The following is an 18,506-nucleotide window of genomic DNA, read 5'->3' as shown; positions in this document are numbered from 1 at the left end:
TCCCCGCTACGGATTCGCGGCGAGGTCGTCGTCCTCGAGCACGCAGAGGGCCCAGATGATGAACCCGGAGAGCGCGATCAGCACGATCGACCACAGCGGGTAGTACGGCAGCGAGAGGAAGTTGGCGATGATGACCAGCCCGGCGATGACCACGCCGGACACGCGTGCCCATGTCGCCCGTCCCAGCAGGCCGAAGCCCACGATCACCGCGATCACGCCCAGGACCAGGTGGATCCAGCCCCAGCTGGTGAGGTTGAACTTGAAGACGTAGTTGGGTGCCGAGACGAAGACGTCGTCGTGGGCGATCGCCATGATGCCCCGGAACACACCGAGCAGTCCGGCGATCGACAGCATGACCCCGGCGAAGGATGTCAGGCCGCCCGCCCACGCCTGCTTGGCGGAGCGCGTGTGGGCACGGGTGGGATGTGTGGCGGTCATACGGAGTCCTCGATTCGTTGTCGTGGGCGCCGCTCAGCGCCCGGAGGCGGTGGGCACGGTGTCGGAGGGACGGGCCGGGCCGGCGCCGGTGAGGACCAGCTCCTTGGCCTTGCGGAACTCGTCGTCGGTGATGTCGCCGCGGGAGCGCATCTCGGACAGCTTGCCGAGTTCGTCGGCGTGGCTGGGCCCTGCCTCACCGGACTGCGCGGTCTGGCGTACGTAGGAGTCGAGCGCCTCCTGCCGGGCGCGCGCTTCCGCCATCTCCCGCTTGCCCATGCCCTTGCCGCGGGCGATCAGGTAGACGAAGACGCCCAGGAAGGGCAGCACGACGACGAACAGCGTCCAGCCGGCCTTGGCCCAGCCGTTCATGTCGTCGTCGCGAAAGATGTCGACGATGATCCGGAACAGCAGGACGAACCACAGGATCCACAGGAAGAACACCAGCATGGTCCAGAAGGCGCTCAGCAGCGGATAGTCGTACGCGAGGTAGTTCTGCGCGCTCATGTCTCTCCTCCGTCCGGGGCGCCGGCACGTACGGTTCGCCGAGCCGGCTTCTGCGGCTTTCAGCGTGCACACGGCGATCGGGTCGCGTCCTCACCCGGAGCGGGTGAGGGTGTCCGCGGGGGTCAGGCCGTGGGGCCGGGCCCGCCCGGCAGGGTGCCGCCGCTCCTGCGCAGGGCGGCCCGCCAGGCGAAGGCGACGCCCAGCTCGACCAGGCCCAGCAGCACGAGCCACAGACCGAGCAGCCGGGTCAGCGCCCGCGCCGACTCGGCGGGCAGCGCCAGCACCACGATCCCGGCGACGATGCCGAGCAGCGCGGCACCCAGGACGACACCCCGGTGCGGCAGCTCCCGGACGGCGATCGCCGTGTAGAGCGTGAGGACGCCGGACGCCAGCCAGACCAGCCCGACGATCAGCGACAGGGCGGCGATGGTCTGCATCGGGTTGCGCAGGCAGAGCACTCCGGCCAGGACGTACAGCACCGCGGCCAGCAGCCCGGGAAGCCGTTCCCCGTGCTCCTCCCGCGCGAACGCCGTCACGAACCGGAACGCGCCGTTGAGCAGCAGGCAGAGCCCGATGATGACCGCCAGGACATGCAGCGTCTCGTCCGGCCAGACGAGGATCAGCACGCCCGGTACGAGCGTGACGAGCGCCGCTCCCAGGGTCCAGGTCCAGGAGCGGGCGATCACCGTCATGGTCTCGGTGGGGCCGGTGGCCGTCCCGCCGGACGGATACGGCTGTCCGGTCCGCGGCGTCTGTCCACGCGACTCGGTCATGGCTCCTCCTCGCGTGTCCGTGGCCGGACCGTCCGCGGATCCCCGGCGGGACGGCACACGGCCCCTCTGCTCAACAGCGTGGCCGGGGCGACGCTGCGCCGGATCACCCACCGCGGGTGATCCTCGCGGTGCGGCCCGGCAGGGGTGGGGGTGAGCCGTGGACGGACGGGACGGCCAGAAGGGGAGTGCCGGGCCGCGGCGCCGTTCACTCCGGCAGTTGCCGCATCTCCACGACCCGCAGTCCGAGCGACTGGCAGCGGTTGAGCAGCCCGTAGAGGTGTGCCTCGTCGATGACGGGACCGAACAGGACCGTCTGCCCGGACATCAGCACCCGCTCGAGTTCCGGGAAGGCCTGGGCCATGGTCTCCGACAGGTGTCCATCGACACGGATCTCGTAGCGCATGTGGCCTTCTCCCGCCGCGGGCCGGTTGCGGTCTCCTCGTGATCCTGCTCCGTCCGGCCGCGTGGGGCCTCACCCGGCGCAGGTGACCCGCCCGCCGGGGCCGGTGCGCCGGATCAGTGGGTGACCACGATCTTGAACGAGATGATCGCCAGACCGAGCAGCAGATTGACCGCCGCGGCGGCCGTCACCAGACGCCAGGACGCCCCCGCCCGCCGCGCGCCGACCGCGGACCAGCCCACCTGACCGGCCACGGCCACCCCGACCGCCAGCCAGCCCGCGCCCTGCACGCCCAGGCCGAACAGCGGGCTGACGGCCACCGCGACGGCCGGCGGGACGGCCGCCTCGACGATCGGCCACTCCTCGCGGCACACCCGCAGCACGGTCGGCCGGTCCAGTGAGCGTTGCGCGAGGCGGGCCCCGAACAGGTGGGCGTGGACGTGCCCGACCCAGAAGACCAGGCCGGTGACCAGCAGCAGGAGCACCAGCTCCAGCCGCGGGAACTCACCCAGGCCCGAGGCGCCGATCACCACGGACGCGGCGAGCATCGACCCGTACACGGCGCCCGTGTAGTCGGCGTGGGAGCGGCGCCCGGTCCGGCGTTCGGGGGCCGTGGCCCGGTCGGTCGAGGACATCGGCGTCGCCTTTCGTGTGCACTCCGTGGCGCCGCCACACCGGCCACGCGGTCGCGCCGGCCGCGGACGGCCCCGTTCGGCGGACGGTCAGATCTGCCCGTGCTCGCGGGCCCGGCGTACCGCGTCGGCGCGTCCGTTCACCCCGAGTTTGCGGTAGGCGCTCTTGAGGTGGGTCTTCACCGTGTTGACGGAGACGTACAGGTGGGCGGCGATCTCCTCCGTGGACATCATGTCGGCCAGCCCGCCCACGACCTCGCGTTCGCGCCCGCTCAGTTCCTCCACGACGAGGGACGGGGCGTACGCGCCCGGTCCCGGGCCGTCCCGCGGGCCGGAGCCGTCCGGCGTGAGCCAGCCCGCGGCCAGCCCCTGGAGGGACGGCGAGTCCAGCAGGCGCCGGATACCGGGCCCGGCGTCGAGGAAGGGCCGCCGCAGCCGCTCCCGCCGGGCCTTCAGGAGGGCGTGGGCGAGCTGCTTGCGGGCGGTGGCGGTGTCCCCCGCCTCCTCGGCGTCCCGGGCGCGCACCAGCGCGGCCCGGACGGCCGTCCGCGGGCCGGTACGGCCGCCGGTCCCGGCCTGGTCGAGCAGGCCGATGGCCGCCTCGCGGTTCCCGGCGGCGAGCTGGGCCCAGGCGATGTCGGCCGCGTACGCGGGCTCACCGGCGCAGGAGACGCCGTCGAGGACCTTGACGGCACTGTCCGCGCGGCCCTCGGCCAGATGGGCCGCGGAGGCGATCAGCGCGGTCCGGACCTCCGCCCAGGGGGAGGCCACGAGGGCCGGCACGGTGGGGACGGCCGCCGCCGCGGCGGCCACGGGCTCGTCCCGGGCCAGCAGCAGCCCCGCCGTCGCGAGGGACCGGCTGGTGGCCGTCACCGGATCGCGCGGCGAACCGCGGTCGGCCGCCTCGTCCAGCAGGGTCTGGGCCCGCCCGAGTTCGCCGCGGTCCACGGCCACGGCCGCCAGCACCAGCCGGCCGAGGCCCTCGCCGGCCGAGCGGGAGCGGCCCGCGCCGGACGTCTCCGTCCCGGTCAGGGCCGCCAGCGCGGTGCGCTCGGCCCGGCAGAGCCGGCCGTCGAGGTAGTCGATCAGGGCCAGCTGTCCGAGGGAGTCCTCCCGGGGCAGGGCGGTCGCCGCCCCGCCCGGGCCCGAGGCCACCTCGGACAGCGCGGCACGCGCGTCGTCGAAGCGGCCGGCCCACAGCCGGGCCGATCCCAGGTGGGTCAGCAGGAGGGCGGTGAGTTCGGGGTGTTTCTCCAGCAGCCGGGCGGAGACCTCGCCCCGCAGGTCCTCGGCGGCTGCCACGGCCCGCTCGGCCGTGCCGGGCGCCCCGGACAGCCGGGCCCCCAGGGTCTGGAGCAGCAGACAGCTCAGCCGGAGCGCGGCGTCGGGCGGTTGCGCGGCGTCGGGTCGTCGCCCGGCGTCGGGCCGTTGTGCGGCGAGGTGCTCCTCGGCCCGGCGCAGATGGGCCAGGCCCCGGTCCACCTCGCGCTCGGACAGGTCACGGGCGGCGCGCACCAGGTCCGCCGCCGCGCTCGTGACCTCGGGTCCCATCGGTGAGAACAGCTCGGTGAGGCCGTCCGCGCGCAGTCCGCCGAGCAGCTGGCCGATCGCCAGGTCGTCGACGAGGGCCCGGGCGGTGAAGTCCCAGTCGCCCGCGGCGGCGCCGTGCGCCAGCGCCTCGGGGATGAGGCCGCAGGCCCGCAGCCACCGCGCGGCACGCCGGTGGAGTTCCGGTTCGAGCCCGGGCGAGCCGGCCCGCAGATGAGCCCGGAGGATCTCCCCGAACAGGGGGTGCAGGCGGTACCAGGACTGTTCCAGGTCCTCCACGAACGCGTTCTGGCCGTGCAGCGCGGCGAGGATCGGCTCCGCACCGCCGTGGCCGGTCAGCTCGGCGGCCAGAGCGGGGCAGAAACGGTCCGTGACGCTGACCCGCAGCAGAAGATCCTGCGTGCGGGCCGTCTGCCGCTTGAGCACCTCGGCGAGCAGGAAGTCGGCGATCGTGCTGCGGCCCGCCTCGAAGTCCTTCAGGTACCTCTCGGGGTCCGGGCTCCGCTCCGCGGCCAGGGCGCTCAGGCGCAGCCCGGCGGCCCAGCCCCCGGTGCGCTCCACCAGGGCGCGGGTGGCCTCCGCGGGAAGCCGTAGTCCGTGCAGTTCCAGGAGCGCGGCGGCCTCCTCCTCGGTGAAGGCCAGCTCGGCGTCCCGGATCTCGGTGACGGCTCCGGCCGCCCGGTAGCGGTGCAGCGGCAGCAGCGGCTCGGTGCGCGAGACGAGTATCAGGCGCAGGCCCGGTCCGGCGTGGTGCAGGACGAACTCCAGCTGTTCGGCGATCGGCGCGGAGGTCATCCGGTCGGAGTCGTCGAGCACGAGGACGACGGGCCGCTCGCGCCCGCTGAGGTCGTCGGCGAGGCGGGCCAGCAGCCTGTGCTCCACCCGGCCGGCGTCCGCGGGGCAGCCGATGCCGGGCGGGAGCGGCACGCCGGCGGCGCGCAGGGCCTGGAGCACATAGGCCCAGAACATCCCGCAGCCCTGGTCCCCCGGCTCACCCGTCAGCCAGGCGACCGGCCGTCGGAGCCCGGCGGCCCAGTCCGCGACCAGCAGGGTCTTGCCCGCGCCGGCCGAGCCGTCGACCAGCGTCAGCGGGGTGTCGAAGGCCTGGCCGAGGTGCGCGGCGAGCCGTGGGCGGCGCAGGAAGGTGGCCGGCCGGGCCGGTAGCGCGAACCGGGTCCGGAGGAACGGCTCGCCCAGTGGATCGACGCACGCGACGGCCGGTCCCGGCGCGTTCTGCTGCCTCTCGGACACTGGGTCACCGCCTGTCCGTCGGACCGTGGAGAGGACTCCTCGATCAGCATCCCAGTCCTGCGGCCCCGGCGCAGTTCGCGCGGGACCGGGCGGGGCCGGGCACGGGTCCCCGCGCGGCGCGGGACGGTGGGGCGGGTGCCGCGGTCAGTGCTCGTCGCCGGGCGGACGCGTCCGACCGCCTGGCGCGGGGGCCTGGACGCGGGCGGTGGCCGCCAGCAGGGCGAGCAGCGCCAGGATGCCGAGGAGGACCAGGACCAGCAGCAGGACCGTGAGAACCGTCGGATGGTTCCAGAGCGCGAAGACGAACGCGATGACCAGCAGGGCGGCCAGGGTGAGCCACCGGCGGTAGGCCAGGGTCCAGGCGCCGACCTGCCCGGTGCCGATGTGGTGGCCCGCCGCCCACCGCGCCGCGGAGTCCGCCGTGTGGTCGGACGCGCCGCGGATCGCCACGGGCAGCCGGCCCGGTCCGACGAGATAGGCGCCCAGGGCGATGACGACGCCCAGGACGACGGCCGTCCGCAGGCTGACCCGCAGGAAGCGGAGCAGGGTGTCGAAGACGGCCGCGGCGGCGGCCTCGGACTGCACCTGGGGCGGCAGGTGGTCGAGGTAGTAGTGGCGGGCCACGACCAGGGCGACGGCGACCACCAGACAGGCGAGGGAGGCTCCCAGCGCGGTGCGTACCAGGGCTCGTCGGCGCCGGTGGGCCAGGAGCACTCCGGCGGCGCCGAGGACGACGACGAGCACCGGGAACCAGTTCCCGACGATGTCGAGGAGGTGCGCGGCCTTGCGGTACTTGGCGAGCTGGTCGGACTGGAACAGCACGAACTCCTTGTTCACCTGCGGGATCTTGTCGGCGGGTTTCAGGCCCGCGTCGACCAGCTCCTTCTTGACCCGGTCGACGGCCGTACCCACGTCCACGGTCACCGTGCCGTCGCTGACTCCGACCGCGCCGCGTCCCTTGCCGGTCAGGGCGTGCACGACGGCGTTGTGGGCCGCGCGGTTGGCGGTGCGCCACACCGCGGCGAAGGCGTCGCTCTCGACGACCCGCGTGGCGATCTTGGTGACGGCCTGGTCGACGGCGGAGTCGAGCTGCGGCCCCAGCCCCCGGATCGCGTCGGCGGCGCGCGGCGGCAGGCCCTGGGACCTCAGCCAGGACGCCATGTCCGCGGCGGCCTGCGCGCCGTTCACGCGGGTGTCCACGGCCTCGGTGACGCGGTGGACGGCGGCCTCCCGGACGGCGGGGTCGGTGGCGAGGGGCGCGACGGTGGAGACGTAGCGGTCGGTGTCGAGCGCGATGTCGTGCACCCAGGTGGCCATGAGGGCGACCGGGACGAGAACGCAGGTGAGGACGATGAGCACGGCCGAGGCCACGCTGCGCGCGGTGCGGCCGGCGGCACCGGCGGCGCTTCCGCCGGCCTTCCCGCCGGGTGGCCGCCCCCTACCGCCGGGAGCGGTGGCGTCACGGTCCGACGGGTTCCGGTCCGGGTGCGGGGCCCGGTCCCGAGCCGCGGTTCCGTCCCGGTCCTGGGTTCCGTCCGGGTCCGGGATTCCGTCCGGTTCCTGGGTCCCGTCCGGGTCCGGGGTCCGGGCCGGGTCCGGGGTCCAGGCCCGAGCCACGGTCCCGTCCGGGTCCGGGGTCGCGTCCGGGTCCGGGGTCGCGTCCGGGTCCGGGGTCGCGTCCGGGTCCGCGGTCCGGTCCGGGTACGGGGTCCGGTCCGGGTACGGATTCCGGTTCCGAGCCGGGGTCCCGTCCGGGTCCGGGGTCCGGGCCGGGTGCGGATTGCGGTTCCGAGCCGGGGTCCCGTCCGGGTCCGGGGTCCCGTCCGGGTCCGGCATCCGGGCCGGGTCCGGCGGGTGGGGGTCGGGCGGCTCGGTCACGGGGTTCTCCGGCGCGGTAGGTGCCTGGACACGCCCCATTGCCTCAGCTCCGCGGCCCGGTCGCACGCCGAGTGGACCGGACGGACGACGCCATGCACGCCGCGGCGGCACGTCAGGAGGCGGGCGGGCGGCGGTCGCGCAGGGGCGGCGGGCTGCCCAGGCGGCGGGCCAGGAAGGGCTCCTGTGCCAGGACGGCGCCCACGCTGACGCCGACGGCGGCCGCGACGCAGACCACGATCAGCCAGGAGAGCAGCACGAACACGGAACCGACGGGGCCGTACTCGGTCATGGCGCGGTCGAGCGCGCGCGGCATGTACAGGCGGGCGGTGACCGTCAGCGTGGTGAGGACGGCCGCCGTGATCAGGGCACCCGGCAGCAGGGGGCGCCAGCCGATGCGCCCGCCCAGCAGCAGATGCTGGGTCCACCACCACAGGCCCGTCTGGACGACGAGCGTGAGGGGGGCGCCCAGCCAGACGCCGGCCCCGAAACCGTCCCGTACGGGTCCCTGGAGGACCAGGACACCGAGCCACAGCAGGAGCCAGGCCGGCCACCGCCAGAGGGCGACCCTGGTACCCGCCCGGGGAATCTCCCACGCGCGCTTGCACAGCCGTTGCAGCGCCCGGCTGACCGCGGTGGCCGACAGCAGCACCATCAGAGCGCCCACGATGCCGGTGGCCTGCTGGAGGTCGTGCGTCGTGGGCTGGAGCACGTGCTTCAGCTCGGTGTTCGCCGACCCGGAGAGCCCGAACACCGCCTGCACGGAGTCGACCAGCTGATGGCGCACCCCCGGCGGGGCGTAGGCCGAGACGACGAAGAGCAGCGGGACCGCGGTCAGGAAGCACTGCGCGGCCAGACGGGTGGCGGAGTCGAAGATGTTCACGGACACCATGCGGTCCGCGAGGTGCGTGAGAACCGGCAGGCGGCTCTCCGCCCGCCGGTGCGCCGACCTCGCCCGGGCCATCAGCCGCTGGGCACGCCCGTCCGCCGCCATCAGGGTTCCGGGCACGGCATGACGTTGTTCCCTTCGCTGCCCCTGTCCGCACTGCCACTGCGTTCCCTGCGTCCAGAGTGGGGTGTGCGCCGGCCGGCGGCACCCCGGCGGCGCCTGGCCGGCTCAGGCGGACGGGCAGGCGTCGTCCGCGCGGCTGACGGAGAAGACGGACCGCACCTCCGCCCGGACCGCCGCCGGACGGGCCGTGCTCACGGGCGCGGAAGTGCGGGGCCCCGGGCCGCGTGCTGCAATGGCAGGCGGGGGCCGCCGGCCATCGGCCGTGAAGGCGCTGCCAGGGCGACGGTACGGCCGGACGGGGCGACCGCCCCGGCTCCTGTCCGGCTCTTGTCCGGTTTCGATGAGGAGTGGCCATGGACAGTGTCGAAGAGATGGGCCCCGTCGACTACCTGGTGATCGAGTTCCCCGGGAACCGCATGACGGGCGAGGCGTTCCCCCTGCTGGTCGATCTCGCCGAGCGCGGCATCATCCGCATCATCGACCTGGCGTTCGTACGCAAGGAGACGGACGGCTCGGTGGTCGCGCTGGAACTGAAGGATCTCGGTGACGAGGTGGATCTGTCCGTCTTCGAGGGAGCCTCGTCCGGCGTGCTGGACCAGAGCGACCTGGAGGAGGCCGCCAACGCCCTGGAACCCGGCAACGCGTCCGCGGTGCTGGTGTACGAGAACCTGTGGGCGGCTCCGCTGGCCCGAGCGCTGCGGCGCGGCGGGGGGCAGCTCGTCGCGAGCGGCCGCATCCCCGTGCAGGCGCTGCTCGCCTCCCTGGACGCCATGGAGGACACCGTGCCGCCCGGCGGTTCCGCAGCCGCCTGAGCCGGTCCCGCACCGGCCGGCGCATCGATCGACTTGGGAGATGACCGACATGCCCGGACTGCTTCGGGGCGTCGCACGCACAGCCGCCGTCGCCGGAACCGCCACCGCCGTGTCCAACCGGGTCTCCCGGCGGCAGGCGGGCCGCTGGGCGCAGCAGGACTACGACCAGCAGCAGCAACAGGCCCCGCCGCCGCCCGCAGCGCCCCCGGCCCCCGCCCCCGCCTCCGCCTCCGACGACATGAGCCACCGGATCGACCAGCTCAAGCAGCTGACCGACCTCAAGGCCCAGGGAGTCCTGACGGACGAGGAGTTCGAGAGCCAGAAGCGCCGGCTGCTGGCGTGAGCCGGCGGGGCCGGGGATGGACGAGGAGCGGGCCCGCGCGCTCCGCTCCCTGGACCGGCGGCTGGACGCGCTCGCCCGGCAGCCGTTCCGGGCGGGGTTCCGCCTGCGCGGCCGGGACCGGGCCACCGCCGCGCTGAAGGGCCCGGCGACCCTGCGATGGCACGCGTACGACCTGGTCGCCAAGCGGCTGGCGCCGGCCGAGCCGTACAAGGACGGCAGGCAGACGCCGTACCGCGGGCACCCGGTGTTCGTGGCCCAGCACGCCACCGCCACCTGCTGCCGGGGCTGCCTCGCGCGCTGGCACGGCATCCCCGCGGGACGGGAGCTGACCCGTGCCGAACACCTGTACGTGGTGGACGTGATCTGCCGCTGGATCGCGCGCGAGATGGACGGCGGCGAGGACGGCTGCGAGTTTTCCGGCCAGGACCCCTGTCCCACCGACCCCGGTCACGAGATATCTTGATGTCGAGCAATGTTGCAGACGTGGAGCGGAGCACCCGGTGACTGACTCGACCATCATCTACACCTACACAGACGAGGCCCCGGCCCTGGCGACGCATTCGTTCCTGCCGGTGATCCGGGCGTACGCCTCGCAGGCCGGTGTGCCCGTGGAGACCCGCGACATCTCGCTGGCAGGGCGCATCATCGCCGTCTTCCCGGAGTACCTGACCGAGGACCAGCGCGTCCCGGACGCGCTGACCGAGCTGGGCGAGCTGGCCAAGACCCCCGCCGCCAACATCATCAAGCTGCCGAACATCTCGGCGTCGATCCCGCAGCTCAAGGCCGCCGTCGCCGAGCTCCAGGGCAAGGGCTACGCGCTGCCGGACTACCCGGACGACCCCAGGACCGACGAGGAGCGCGACATCCGCGCCCGTTACGACAAGATCAAGGGCTCCGCCGTCAACCCGGTGCTGCGCGAGGGCAACTCCGACCGCCGCGCCCCGGCCTCGGTGAAGAACTACGCCAAGGCGCACCCGCACCGCATGGGTGCCTGGAGCACCGAGTCCCGCACCGACGTGGCGACCATGGGCGAGAACGACTTCCGTTCCACCGAGAAGTCCGTGGTGATCGCCGAGGACGGCGCGCTGCGGATCGAGCTGGTCGCCGAGGACGGCACCACCACCGTGCTGCGCCAGTCCGTACCGGTCCGCAAGGACGAGGTCGTCGACGCCTCCGTGCTGCGCGTGGCCGAGCTGAACACGTTCCTCGCCGCGCAGGTCGCCCGCGCCAAGGAGGAGGGCGTCCTGTTCTCCGTGCACCTGAAGGCGACGATGATGAAGGTCTCCGACCCGATCATCTTCGGCCACGTGGTGCGCACCTTCTTCCCGAAGACGTTCGCGAAGTACGGCGAGACCCTCAAGGCCGCCGGCCTCACCCCGAACGACGGCCTCGGCGGCATCCTGAAGGGCCTGGAGAAGCTGCCCGAGGGCGCCGAGATCAAGGCCTCCTTCGACGCGGAGATCGCCGAGGGCCCGGCCCTCGCGATGGTCGACTCCGACAAGGGCATCACCAACCTGCACGTGCCCTCGGACGTCATCATCGACGCCTCGATGCCGGCGATGATCCGCACCTCCGGCCACATGTGGGGCCCGGACGGCCAGGAGCACGACGCCCTCGCCGTCATCCCGGACTCCTCCTACGCCGGCGTCTACCAGGCCGTCATCGACGACTGCCGGGCCAACGGCGCCTACGACCCGTCGACCATGGGCTCCGTCCCGAACGTCGGCCTCATGGCGCAGAAGGCCGAGGAGTACGGCTCCCACGACAAGACCTTCGAGGTCCCGGCGGCCGGCACCGTCCGCCTGACCGACCGGGCCGGCAACGTGCTGATCGAGCAGCCGGTCGCCGCGGGCGACATCTTCCGCGCCTGCCAGACCAAGGACGACCCGATCCGCGACTGGGTCAAGCTGGCCGTCACGCGTGCCCGCGCCACCGGTGACCCGGCCGTGTTCTGGCTGGACGAGACCCGCGCCCACGACGCGCAGCTCATCGCCAAGGTCAAGCAGTACCTCCCGGAGCACGACACCGAGGGCCTCGACATCCGGATCCTCGACCCGGTCCAGGCCACCAAGCTGTCGGTGGAGCGCATCCGCCGCGGCGAGAACACCATCTCGGTCACCGGCAACGTGCTGCGCGACTACCTGACCGACCTGTTCCCGATCATGGAGCTGGGCACCAGCGCCAAGATGCTGTCGGTCGTCCCGCTGATGGCGGGCGGCGGCCTGTTCGAGACGGGTGCCGGCGGCTCCGCGCCCAAGCACGTCCAGCAGCTGGTCAAGGAGAACTACCTGCGCTGGGACTCCCTCGGCGAGTTCTTCGCGCTCGTCCCCTCCTTCGAGCAGTTCGCCGAGACCACCGGCAACACCCGTGCCAAGGTCCTCGCCGACACCCTCGACCGCGCCACGGCGACCTTCCTCGAGGAGGACAAGTCCCCGACCCGGCGCGTCGGCGGCATCGACAACCGCGGCAGCCACTTCTACCTGTCCCTGTACTGGGCGCAGGAACTGGCGCGGCAGACCGACGACGCCGACCTGGCCAAGGCGTTCGCGCCGCTGGCCGAGAACCTCGCCGCGAACGAGCAGCGGATCGTGGACGAGCTGAACGCCGTCCAGGGTTCCCCGGTCGACATCGGCGGCTACTACCAGGTCGACCAGGCCAAGGCGGACGCGGTCATGCGCCCGTCGGCCACCTGGAACGAGGCGCTGGCGTCGCTGAGCTGACGCCCGCGGACCGACCGTAGCCCTGGTCGCCGTAGTCTCCGCCCCGGCCGGCACCACCCGGCCGGGGCGGAGCCGTACCCACTGCCCACTACCTCCCGGGAGCCGCCCGTGTCCTCCTTCGACCTCCTGCCCGGCGCCGCCGGCTCTCCCGTACTGCTGCACGTGCCGCACTCCGCGCGGGCGGTACCGGACGACGTACGCGGCGGCATCGTGCTGGACGACGCGGAGCTGGAGCGGGAGCTGGACCACATCACGGACGCGCACACCGCCGAGATCGCCGAGCGGGCCGCCGCGCTCGCCGGGGTCCGGCCCTGGCGGTTCGTGAACCGGCTGTCACGGCTGGTCGTGGACCCGGAGCGGTTCCCCGACGAGCGGGAGGAGATGCTCGCCGCCGGGATGGGCGCGGTGTACACGCGGACCACGCACCGCGGTGAGCTGCGGCCCGCGGACACCGACCCGGAGCCGCTGCTCGCCCGCTACTTCCGCCCGTACGCCGAGGCCATGACGGAGGCGGTCGCCGGACGGCTGGCCGCCACCGGACGGGCCGTGATCATCGACGTGCACTCGTATCCGGCCGTGCCGCTCCCCTACGAGCTGCACGGGGCCGGGCCGCGCCCGCCGGTGTGCCTGGGCACGGACGCCTTCCACACCCCGCCGGCGCTGACCGAGGCCGCGCGCCGGGCGTTCGCCGGGTGCGGGGAGAGCGGGCTGGACAGCCCGTTCGCGGGGACGTACGTGCCGCTGGAGTTCTACGGCACGGACGCCCGGGTCGCCGCGCTGATGGTGGAGATCCGGCGGGACGTCTACATGACCGAACCGGGCGGCCCGGCCGGGCCGGGCCTGGACCGGCTCGCCTCTGCGCTGGCCGCGCTCGTCGACGCCCTGTAGCCCGGGCCCCCGTCCCGTTACCCGGTGAGCGGTCTCAGGTGCGCAGCCACTCGGTGACGATCACCTCCGCACCGGTGCGCAGCCGCAGGGCGAACGGGCCGGCCGGCGGCGTGTCGCTGGTGAACCGGCCGAGGGTGTCGGCCGCGACCGGGCGCGGGGCCCGGGGGCCGCCGAGCACCTCGATCCGGGCCGGCTGCGGCGGCAGCACCTGGCCGATCAGCCCGTCGGCGGTGACCTCGACGTCGACGGTCACCTCTCCCGCCCGGAACGTCAGCATGCGCGGCGCGTCCGTGGCGCCCCGGACCGGCAGCGCGTCCACGAGCGAGTCGAAGGTCAGCTCGGCGAGCCGGGCGTCCAGGTCGTGCAGGGCGTAGGCGTCCAGGGCGCTCTGGAGGAGTTCGGCCGGGACGGGGTCCAGGACGGCGGCGGCCAGGCGCAGTTCCTCCTCCAGCAGCGTGTCCGCGTAAGCGTCCTCGTCCGGGACCGCGTCCCGGCGCGGCTCGTCGTCGTTCACACCGCACCCCGTGTGTCCATCCGGGCCCGCAGCCGGCGCAGACAGCGCTGGCGCAGCGGGCCGATGCTGCCGACCGCGATGCCGAGGGCGGCGGAGATCTCCCCGTAGCTGGGCGGGGGCGAGGCCATCAGCACGCGCAGCAGCTGCCGGCAGCGTTCGCCCAGTGAGTCCAGCTCCTGCCAGAGCCGGCGGATCCGCTCGGCGCGGTCCGCCGCCTCCTCGGTGTCGATCAGCGACTCCTCCGGCGTCCGCTCCTGGCTGGCCCGGTCGAGCAGCTGCGGATCGTCGGTGAGAGTGAGCCGCGTCAGCTGCCTGAGCACCTTCAGGCACTCGTGGCGGGCGGTACTGGCCAGCCAGGCGGCGGTCTTGTCCGGTTCCCGGATCCGGCCCAGATGCTGGGCGAAGCGGAACCACACGGTCTGGAAGACCTCGTGCCCGTCGGCGTCCGAGAGCCGGTGGGCGCGCACGACCGACCACACCAGCGGACTCATCCCTTCCACCAGCGCCTTCCAGGCCGCGGCGTCCCCGTCGACGGCGGACTGGACCAGCGCGCCGACCTCTGCTCGGTCCACGGCTCCACCCCTTGTGTACGGCACGTCATCGTACGCCGCGGAGCGGAGGGTTCCGGCCGTCATGCGGGCAGCGCCGGGATCACGGTGCGGACGGGGCGCCAGGTGGGCGGGCGGAGCGCGGGGACGTGCGCCCCGCGCACCTCCGCCCGGTGGGTGCCGGCCGCCAGCAGCCGGGCGGCGGCCACCCGCGGGTCGCGCTCGGCGTACGCCGTCATCCGGGCGGCGACGAGTCCCGCGGCCACCGGTGCGGCGAAGGAGGTGCCGCTCCACTGCGCGAGGCCGTCGAACATCACCTGGTCGGGTTTGCCGCCGGTGTTCTCCCGGCCCTCGCTCAGCACGCCGGTGTGACGCGGGTACAGGCAGGTGCAGGCGTAGTCGGCGCCGAACCGGCAGTCGTCGTAGGTGGAGTGCTGGTAGACGTACGGCACGGGGGTGACGAAGCCGGTGAGGGCGCTGGTGAGGCGCTCGCCGGGGGCGTGGACGCGCACCCAGGGGCCGTGGTTGGTGAAGCAGGCCCCCGACTCGCCGTCCGCGCGCAGGGCGCCGACCGAGAGCACGCAGTCGGCGTACTCGGGCAGGGCGGCGTAGGCGGCGGGCCAGAACGGGGTGTCGCTGCCGTTGTTGCCGGCGGCGGCGACCAGCAGGGTGCGCCGCTCGCGCAGTTCCCGCATGAACGTGTCGAGACCGATCAGGCCGTCGGTGTCCGCGCCGGGGGTGCCGGCGGAGAGGCTGATGATGTCCGGCCAGCCGTCCCGGTCGACGGCCTCGAAGAGCCGGCCGGCGAACTCGGACTCCAGGACGGCACCGGCGTCGTTGAGGGTGCCCCGGACGGTGATGTCGGTGTTGGGCGCGAGGGCCGCGAGGATCCCGGCGATGAACGTGCCGTGGCCGACGTACTGGTGGAGCACCCCGTCGCCGTCGGTCTCGGTCAGCTGGGCGTCGCCGGTGGTGTGGGCGAGCGGCGGGTAGGCGAGGTGGTCGTGCACCAGGCCGGTGTCGATCACGAGGACGCCGACGGCGGTGGCCGGGTCGTGACGGGCCCCGGAGACGGCCGGGTTGGCGGCCTCGGTGCGCGGGGCGGGCACGGGCTCGTCGCCGGGGCAGGCGTTGACCGCGATGTGCAGTACGTGGTTGCGGCCGGCCAGCCGGCGGCCCCGGCGCCGCTCGGCCGCCCGTACGGCGCGCAGGGCGTGCGGCACGGTGTCCTCGCCCCCGGCGGGGTCGCCGACGCGGACGCGGGTGACGCCGGTGCGGTCCGCCGGCGGGTCCACGCGGCCCACGTGGTCGGGGACGAGGCCCGGGGTCTCGGTGAAGTGGGCGCGCACGGCGTCCTCGACGAACCGGACGTCCTCACCGCCCCGGACGAGGACGACACCCTTCTCGTAGAGGAGGCCGGGGGTGTCGTCGGGCCCCATGGTGAGGGGGACGTCCGGCAGGGAGCGCCGGATGTGCTCGAACTGCTCGTGGAATCGCTGTGGTGCCATGTCGTGATCTCCCCCTCGGGACGGTGTCCGACAGTGAGAGCCGCGGGACCACCGTCTGATACAGCAGGCCACTACCATGCGAGACGTGACAGCGGGAAGCGAGTCGGTGCTCGAACTGCTGCCCATGGTGTTCGCCGATCCGGGCGAGGCCCGGGCACGCGCCGAACACGTCCTGCGCTCCGCCGCGCCGCCGTTGCACGCCAGCGTGGCCCACCAGGTGCTCGGCATCTGGCAGCGGGACTTCGGGGATCTGCGCATCGCGCTCCGGCATCTGCGGCGGGCCCGGGACCTGGCCGCGCGCGCCGAGTCGGCCGACCGGGAGGCCGATGTGCTCGCGACGCTGGGGGTCGCACTGGTGCACGCGGGGCGCACGCGGCAGGGGCTCGCGTCGTTCGAGCGGGGGGTCGCCCGGGGCAGCGGGCACACCCGGGCCCGGGTGCTGTTCCGGCGGGCGTACGTGTGGTGGGTGCTGGGGCGGCACCGCGAGTCGCTGGAGGACGTACGGCGGGCGCTGCCGGTGCTGCGGCAGGCCGGCGACGACATCTGGACCGCGCGGGCGCTGACCCTGCGGGCGACCGTGCACCTGGCGCTCGGCGCGGTGGACCGGGCGGTCGCGGACTTCACGGCGGCGGAGCGGCTGTGGGACACCACCGGCCAGGAGCACGACAAGGCGGACGCGGTGGAGAGCCGGGGGCTCGCCGCGTTCCGGTCCGGGGACATCCCGGCGGCGCTGCGGCTGCTGGACGAGGCCGAGGAGCGGTACGCCAAGCTGGGCACGCCCACCTACAACCTGTCGATCCGGCGGTGCGAGGTGCTGATGGCGGCGGGGCTCGCCCCGGAGGCGCTGGCGGAGGCGGACGCGGCCGGCGCGGTGCTGGACCGGATCGGCGGGCAGTCCACCCGCAGGGCCGAGCTGCTGCTCGCGGCGGCGCGGGCCGCCCGCTCGGCCGGGGACCCGCACACCGCGATAGCCCGCGCCGCCGTCGCCGTACGCCTGTTCGCCGCGCAGCGCCGGACGTGGTGGGAGACGCACGCCCGACTGGTGCTGATCGAGGCGCGGGTGGCGGCCGGCCGGCGGTCGGGGCGGCTGGTCGGGGACGCGGCGGCGGTCGCCGAGCGGCTGGCCTCCTTCGGGTCGCCCGCCGCACCCGAGGCCTCACTGCTCGCGGGCCGGATCGCACTGGAGCTGGGCTGGACGGCGGACGCCGAACGGCATCTGGCGGTGGCCGCCCGCAGCCGGAACTGCGGGCGGCCACCGGCCCGGATGACCGGCTGGGCGGCGCAGGCGCTGCGGGCGCGGGCCGCCGGTTCGCGGCGGGGGGTGCTGGAGGCGTGCCGGCGCGGCCTGGACGTGCTGGACGACCACCGGATGACGCTGGGCGCCTCGGAGCTGCGGGCCCACGCCACCGCGCAGGGCGCCGAACTGGCCGCGCTGGCGCAGGAGGTGAGCCTCGCGCAGGGCGGTCCGCGGCGGCTGCTGGTGTGGAGCGAGCGGTGGCGGGCGACCGTACTGTCCGCGCCACCGGCCCGGCCGCCGCACGATCCGGCGCTGCTGAGCGGTCTGACCGCCTACCGGGAGATCGCGGCCCGCGCGGAGGCCGCCCGGATGGAGGGCCGCCCGGTACCGGCGCTGGAACGCGAACAGCGGCGCCTGGAGCGGGAGATCCGCTCCCGGACCCGGCACATGGGCGGCGCCGCCACCGGCGCGGGAGACCGCTTGGACGTGGCCCGGCTGCTGGACCGGCTCGGTGACGGGTGGCTGGTGGAACTGGCCGTCGTGGACGGCCGGGTGCACGTGCTGCTGTGCGGGCAGGGCCGGGTGCGGCGGTTCACCGGCGGGTCGCTGGCGGAGGCGGTGGCGGAGGCCGGGCATGTGCAGGCCGGGCTGCGGCGGCTCGCGCACCCGGGTGCCGAGGCGCGGCTGCCGCTGGTGGAGGCGGCGGGCCGGCGGTTGCAGGAACTGCTGCTGGCCGGGGCGGCGAAGTCGCTCGGTCCGGGACCGGTGGTGGTCGTGCCGCCGGGGGCGCTGCACCGGGTGCCGTGGGCGCTGCTGCCCGCGCTGCGGGAGCGGGTGCTGAGCGTGTCGCCGTCGGCGGGCAGCTGGCTACGGGCCCGGGAGACGGAGCCGCCGCCGGAGGGCCGGCCGGTGCTGGTGCGCGGTCCCGGCCTGGCGACGGGCGGTGCGGAGGTGCCCGAACTGGCCGGCCGGTACGGCACGGCGACGGTCCTGGAGGGCGACGACGCGCAGGTGCCGCGGGTGCTGGCGGAACTCGACGGGGCGGGCCTCGCCCATCTCGCGGCGCACGGCACGTTCCGCGCGGACAGCCCGCTGTTCTCCGCCCTGCGGATGGCCGACGGGCCGCTGATCGTCCACGACTTCGAGCGGCTGTCCCGCAGCCCGTACCGGATCATCCTCTCCAGCTGCGACACCGCCCGCCTCGCCTCGGTCGGTGCCGACGAACTGCTGGGCCTGGTCACCGCGTTGCTGCCGCTGGGCACGGCCGGGGTGGTGGCCAGCAGCGCGCCGGTCAACGACGCGGCGGTGGTGCCGCTGATGCTGGCCCTGCACAAGGGCCTCGGCGCGGGCCTCTCCCTGGCCGAGGCCCTGCGCGACGCCCGTACGACGCTGCCGGGCGACGCGGTGCACCAGGCGACGGGCTGGGCGTTCGCGGCGTTCGGCGCGGCGTGAGGGACGGTGCGCGGGACGGCGTCAGGGGCAGTACGCGGATCGGCGTGAGGG

Annotated in this window: 17 protein-coding genes; 6 read left to right on the top strand and 11 right to left on the bottom strand. The window is 74.6% G+C overall.

From position 1 onward, the window contains the following. Positions 1 to 6 precede the first annotated feature (6 nt). From ABZ117_RS14320 to ABZ117_RS14285, 8 genes are all read right to left on the bottom strand, one after another. The gene (locus ABZ117_RS14320; RefSeq protein ID WP_356820550.1) at positions 7 to 438 is read right to left on the bottom strand and encodes a hypothetical protein; all 432 of its coding nucleotides are present in this window, start codon (positions 436 to 438) and stop codon (positions 7 to 9) included. A gap of 33 nt (positions 439 to 471) precedes the next feature. After that, the gene (locus ABZ117_RS14315) at positions 472 to 942 is read right to left on the bottom strand and encodes an SHOCT domain-containing protein (RefSeq protein ID WP_356820548.1); all 471 of its coding nucleotides are present in this window, start codon (positions 940 to 942) and stop codon (positions 472 to 474) included. A gap of 122 nt (positions 943 to 1,064) precedes the next feature. Then, positions 1,065 to 1,634 carry a DUF308 domain-containing protein gene (locus tag ABZ117_RS14310; RefSeq protein WP_356820613.1) on the bottom strand — a complete coding sequence of 190 codons (570 nt, stop codon included), beginning with the start codon at positions 1,632 to 1,634 and terminating at the stop codon, positions 1,065 to 1,067. 286 nt (positions 1,635 to 1,920) lie between these two features. Beyond that, on the bottom strand, positions 1,921 to 2,118 hold the full coding sequence (locus ABZ117_RS14305) for a hypothetical protein (RefSeq protein ID WP_356820546.1): 198 nt from the start codon (positions 2,116 to 2,118) through the stop codon (positions 1,921 to 1,923). 113 nt (positions 2,119 to 2,231) lie between these two features. Further along, positions 2,232 to 2,750 (bottom strand): hypothetical protein, encoded by a 519-nt coding sequence (locus tag ABZ117_RS14300; RefSeq protein WP_356820544.1) that lies wholly within the window; start codon positions 2,748 to 2,750, stop codon positions 2,232 to 2,234. An 87-nt stretch (positions 2,751 to 2,837) separates the two neighbouring features. Then, a complete protein-coding gene (locus tag ABZ117_RS14295) occupies positions 2,838 to 5,546 on the bottom strand; it encodes a LuxR C-terminal-related transcriptional regulator (protein ID WP_356820542.1) in 2,709 nt (902 codons plus the stop codon). A 144-nt stretch (positions 5,547 to 5,690) separates the two neighbouring features. After that, entirely contained in the window at positions 5,691 to 6,917 is a 1,227-nt protein-coding gene (locus ABZ117_RS14290) for a hypothetical protein (RefSeq protein WP_356820540.1), read from the bottom strand. A 619-nt stretch (positions 6,918 to 7,536) separates the two neighbouring features. Further along, entirely contained in the window at positions 7,537 to 8,430 is an 894-nt protein-coding gene (locus ABZ117_RS14285; protein WP_356820538.1) for a YhjD/YihY/BrkB family envelope integrity protein, read from the bottom strand. A 356-nt stretch (positions 8,431 to 8,786) separates the two neighbouring features. On the opposite strand from ABZ117_RS14285, the gene ABZ117_RS14280 reads away from it, so the two are divergent. From ABZ117_RS14280 to ABZ117_RS14260, 5 genes are all read left to right on the top strand, one after another. Next, positions 8,787 to 9,245, top strand: coding sequence for a DUF6325 family protein (locus tag ABZ117_RS14280; RefSeq protein WP_356820537.1), 459 nt, complete (start codon positions 8,787 to 8,789; stop codon positions 9,243 to 9,245). Between the two features lie 49 nt (positions 9,246 to 9,294). Next, positions 9,295 to 9,588, top strand: coding sequence for an SHOCT domain-containing protein (locus ABZ117_RS14275; protein ID WP_356820611.1), 294 nt, complete (start codon positions 9,295 to 9,297; stop codon positions 9,586 to 9,588). A 16-nt stretch (positions 9,589 to 9,604) separates the two neighbouring features. Then, on the top strand, positions 9,605 to 10,051 hold the full coding sequence (locus ABZ117_RS14270) for a DUF4186 domain-containing protein (RefSeq protein ID WP_356820535.1): 447 nt from the start codon (positions 9,605 to 9,607) through the stop codon (positions 10,049 to 10,051). A gap of 37 nt (positions 10,052 to 10,088) precedes the next feature. Then, positions 10,089 to 12,308: an NADP-dependent isocitrate dehydrogenase gene (locus ABZ117_RS14265; protein ID WP_356820533.1), complete on the top strand. Its 2,220-nt coding sequence runs from the start codon at positions 10,089 to 10,091 to the stop codon at positions 12,306 to 12,308. Positions 12,309 to 12,416: 108 nt separating this feature from the next. Beyond that, positions 12,417 to 13,196: an N-formylglutamate amidohydrolase gene (locus tag ABZ117_RS14260; protein WP_356820531.1), complete on the top strand. Its 780-nt coding sequence runs from the start codon at positions 12,417 to 12,419 to the stop codon at positions 13,194 to 13,196. 34 nt (positions 13,197 to 13,230) lie between these two features. Here ABZ117_RS14260 and ABZ117_RS14255 read toward each other — a convergent pair whose 3' ends face one another. The 3 genes from ABZ117_RS14255 to ABZ117_RS14245 are packed head-to-tail and all read right to left on the bottom strand — an operon-like array spanning position 13,231 to position 15,766. Further along, positions 13,231 to 13,710, bottom strand: coding sequence for a hypothetical protein (locus ABZ117_RS14255; RefSeq protein ID WP_356820529.1), 480 nt, complete (start codon positions 13,708 to 13,710; stop codon positions 13,231 to 13,233). Beyond that, positions 13,707 to 14,345: a sigma-70 family RNA polymerase sigma factor gene (locus ABZ117_RS14250; RefSeq protein ID WP_356820527.1), complete on the bottom strand. Its 639-nt coding sequence runs from the start codon at positions 14,343 to 14,345 to the stop codon at positions 13,707 to 13,709. The genes ABZ117_RS14255 and ABZ117_RS14250 overlap by 4 nt, the downstream gene beginning before the upstream one ends. Further along, positions 14,342 to 15,766 (bottom strand): S8/S53 family peptidase, encoded by a 1,425-nt coding sequence (locus ABZ117_RS14245; RefSeq protein ID WP_356820525.1) that lies wholly within the window; start codon positions 15,764 to 15,766, stop codon positions 14,342 to 14,344. Before ABZ117_RS14245 ends, ABZ117_RS14250 begins: the two co-directional genes overlap by 4 nt. Positions 15,767 to 15,842: 76 nt before the next feature. Here ABZ117_RS14245 and ABZ117_RS14240 point away from each other — a divergent pair, with 76 nt between their 5' ends. Beyond that, the gene (locus tag ABZ117_RS14240) at positions 15,843 to 18,455 is read left to right on the top strand and encodes a CHAT domain-containing protein (RefSeq protein ID WP_356820524.1); all 2,613 of its coding nucleotides are present in this window, start codon (positions 15,843 to 15,845) and stop codon (positions 18,453 to 18,455) included. Positions 18,456 to 18,506: the final 51 nt, after the last annotated feature.

This window comes from Streptomyces sp. NPDC006309 (genome assembly GCF_040613095.1).
Taxonomy (GTDB): domain Bacteria; phylum Actinomycetota; class Actinomycetes; order Streptomycetales; family Streptomycetaceae; genus Streptomyces.
This window is presented reverse-complemented; position numbering and strand designations above follow the sequence as displayed.

Excerpts from the sequence above, each read along its gene's own strand:
- ABZ117_RS14320 (WP_356820550.1), bottom strand. The coding sequence starts at position 438 with ATGACCGCCACACATCCCACCCGTGCCCACACGCGCTCCGCCAAGCAG.
- ABZ117_RS14315 (WP_356820548.1), bottom strand. The coding sequence starts at position 942 with ATGAGCGCGCAGAACTACCTCGCGTACGACTATCCGCTGCTGAGCGCC.
- ABZ117_RS14310 (WP_356820613.1), bottom strand. The coding sequence starts at position 1,634 with ATGACGGTGATCGCCCGCTCCTGGACCTGGACCCTGGGAGCGGCGCTC.
- ABZ117_RS14305 (WP_356820546.1), bottom strand. The coding sequence starts at position 2,118 with ATGCGCTACGAGATCCGTGTCGATGGACACCTGTCGGAGACCATGGCC.
- ABZ117_RS14300 (WP_356820544.1), bottom strand. The coding sequence starts at position 2,750 with ATGTCCTCGACCGACCGGGCCACGGCCCCCGAACGCCGGACCGGGCGC.
- ABZ117_RS14280 (WP_356820537.1), top strand. The coding sequence starts at position 8,787 with ATGGACAGTGTCGAAGAGATGGGCCCCGTCGACTACCTGGTGATCGAG.
- ABZ117_RS14275 (WP_356820611.1), top strand. The coding sequence starts at position 9,295 with ATGCCCGGACTGCTTCGGGGCGTCGCACGCACAGCCGCCGTCGCCGGA.
- ABZ117_RS14270 (WP_356820535.1), top strand. The coding sequence starts at position 9,605 with ATGGACGAGGAGCGGGCCCGCGCGCTCCGCTCCCTGGACCGGCGGCTG.
- ABZ117_RS14250 (WP_356820527.1), bottom strand. The coding sequence starts at position 14,345 with ATGACGGCCGGAACCCTCCGCTCCGCGGCGTACGATGACGTGCCGTAC.
- ABZ117_RS14245 (WP_356820525.1), bottom strand. The coding sequence starts at position 15,766 with ATGGCACCACAGCGATTCCACGAGCAGTTCGAGCACATCCGGCGCTCC.
- ABZ117_RS14240 (WP_356820524.1), top strand. The coding sequence starts at position 15,843 with ATGCGAGACGTGACAGCGGGAAGCGAGTCGGTGCTCGAACTGCTGCCC.